This is a genomic window from Acinetobacter parvus DSM 16617 = CIP 108168 (genome assembly GCF_000368025.1).
GTDB lineage: Bacteria > Pseudomonadota > Gammaproteobacteria > Pseudomonadales > Moraxellaceae > Acinetobacter > Acinetobacter parvus.
Map to the genome: position 1 here is coordinate 318,041 of NZ_KB849211.1, position 3,153 is coordinate 321,193.

Consider the following 3,153-nt stretch of genomic DNA (forward strand, 5'->3'; position numbering starts at 1 on the left):
ATCCACAGTATTTTTTCCAGTACCGCCAATATTTGTCATGGTTAAGTTACCATTTGGGCCGACAGTTGCATTGCCACCCAAGACATTCTTAGTAGAATTAGCAACATTGCCCAAGGCTTGTTGGGTTAAATACAACTGACTCCCATTAATAGCATCGGTTGAAGTGGCAGAGATTTGTCCAGGGGCAACGTTAATAATTTGACGTTCTGTTCCTGTTGCACCGACTGATACAATGCCCATTGCTCTACCTGCAAAATTACCATAAGTAATACCATTGACCGTACCATTATTGACTTGAGTAGGCACACCATAGGTTGTGGTTGCTGAAGATTCGCTACTGTCATTCCCCAAAATCACATTGTTGTTGGCAGTAGCCATTACGCCATTACCCATAACAAAGGTATTTTGACCTGTAACGGAATTTTTATTACCGATTATACGGCTACTATCACCTGTTAATGTATTATTATTACCAAAAATACCTGCTTCGTTACCAGAAACCGTACCATTATTATTGCCAAGGGTATAAGTACCTGAGCCTGTGATAATCGTTGGGTCACCAATTGCACCCGAATTATTACCTGTTACCTTATTACCTGTACCAATAGAAATGGATTGATTGCCAGTAGCATTATTGTAGCTACCTATAGCAATGGCATTGGTAGCAGTAGCAGTAGCAGTATTGTTGCTACCTATAGCAATGGCATTGGTAGCAGTAGCAGTATTAAACGTTCCTATTGTTATAGCCTGTATAGCATTCGTTGTATTTCTTGTACCTAAAGCTAACCCACCTTGACCATCTACAGAGTTAAAATTACCTACAATATGACCATCTACAGATTTATTAGTTAGCGTATTGTTATTACCCTGGATACTAGAGTCTGGCGCATAAACTTTATTCTCATTACCGTAGGTTTGGCTATTACTAGCATCAGTGGTGATATTTCGCTGTCCAATGACTGATTGACCGTCTAAGTCAGCGGTTTGATTAATTTGATTTCTATTACCCGTGACAATCAGATTAGTAGTGGTGCTGCCTGTAGGTGAGGTGTCACTAAAGACGTTATCATTGCCATACACACCTGTATTTTGCGCCTTAATTTTTCCATTACGATTACCTAAGACATAGGTTTCTGTACCATTGACCACGGTATGATTATTTGCACCAAATTCGCCTGCATAGCCAATATTGCCTGAGTTATTGCCTTGGGTTTCGGTATTAGTACCTATTGAAATAGACTGACGACCTGCCGTTTTAGCAAGATCACCAATGGCAGTGCTTGACTGATTACTAGATACTGCACCATAGCCTACTGCTATAGCTCGATCAACACTATTAGGGTTATTGATATCTTTATAGCCTGTAGAAGCTAAACTACCAATAGCAATCGAATTTGAGCCTTGGCTATTAGCACCCGCGCCAATTGCCATACTATATTTATCAATTCCATTGTTATCGTTGACTTTAGTCGTTGTCGTTTTAGCATTAGTATTTTTATAATCAATATTATTGGCAGGATCATAAATATACTGTGTGCCAATAGCAATGCCACCCATTTGCCGAGAATCAACATTATTACCAAATGCGATACTACGCTCTTTATTTGCGCTAGCGTCTTGTCCCACTGCTAATGAATTAAGACCTGTTGCTCCATCATTATTATAATTGCCTTTACCGATATTAGCACTAACATTGTCTATGCTAAAAAAATGCGCTTTATTGGTATTCACTACTTGATTTAATTGAGCAACGTTGACAGCATCGGTATCTAAACTGCCGGCAGCGACATTACCTATGGTTGTACTATTTTTTAGTGTAATTGATGCAGTGCCATTACCTCTAGGCACAGAATCATATTTAATTTCTGAAGTAGTATTGCCGTTATTAGCTATCGTATTAAACTGATCAGTTAGTTGTGTAACAACAGCGTCTTTAGTTTTTTTAAGCTGGGCAACTGTTGCAGCATCTTGGTCATCTACCCCATCAGCCACATTGATAATACGTCGATTGGCAATCCCGGTGTTATTGCCTGAACCCACAGATACTACGTTGGTTGAAGGCATACTAGTTAGGTAACCGAAGCGTTGGGTATTAGTAGCGGCAATTGAATTAGTTCCTAATGCCACATTGTCATAGGTTGCTGTAGCGCTTTTACCAATCGCTATACTACTATCACTGTTAGCAACGGCATCACGCCCTAATGCCACACTACCAATACCCAAAGCTTGGGCATGGTAGCCTATAGCCGTGGCTGATCGTTCGGCCCGTGTAGTCGCACCAACAGCCGTGGCAAAGCTCATGGCTTGGTCAGACCCATAAGTATTGGCATTATTACCGATAGACACATTTTCGCCAAGCGAGTTAAATTCATTCACCAAGTGATTGCCCGCATTGTTACCAATTGCGATATTAGCTTGTCCAACCACATTTTGTCCTGAATTACTACCAATGGCTATATTTTTTTGACCATTAACATTTTGCCCTGCATTGACACCAATATTAAGTTGTTCACTCTGAGTACCCGTAGTAGTTACTACTTGATTTACACCTGCGCCAGTACCAATAGAGATAGTATTATAAGGATTGGCTTGTGCACCTGTTCCCATTGCAATTGAGTTTGAACTGTTAGTTACCGCTGAGGTACCAAATGCAATGGCATTTTTTCCACCTTGAGAAGTAGCTTGTTGACCAATTGCAATTGCTCCACTAGCGTTAGTTCCTACAGTGGCCTGGTCACCCAAGGCAATTGCGCTAGTCGCACTATCATTAATTTTGGCTCGGTTACCAAACGAGATGGCATTGGTTGCACCATTGCCTATAGTTGACTGATTACCTAGACTCATGGCATTGGTAGCAGTTTGTTCAACATTCGCACCATTGACAGCGACTGAATTATCTGCTTTTGCAACTGAATTCGGCCCAATTGCAATTGAATCTGTACCTGTCGCACTAGCGTCTGGTTGATCAGACTTGACACGAAAATATTTAATACCACCCAGGGTAGAACTAACACCAAGCGTATTTAAACTGGTTTGTATGTTAGTTACATTATTATTTGTAGTATCTAATGCCGTTTTGTCCGCTTTAGTCGCAATAGCATTGGTATTAGCAGTAACATTGGCATTGGTAGCATCTAAATCAGTTTGGTTGGC

General features: G+C 40.6%; 1 protein-coding gene. It reads right to left on the bottom strand.

The features are described 5' to 3' along the window. The coding region (locus tag F988_RS15180) for a beta strand repeat-containing protein (RefSeq protein ID WP_004681122.1) at window positions 1–3,153 on the bottom strand (3,153 nt) is incomplete at both ends.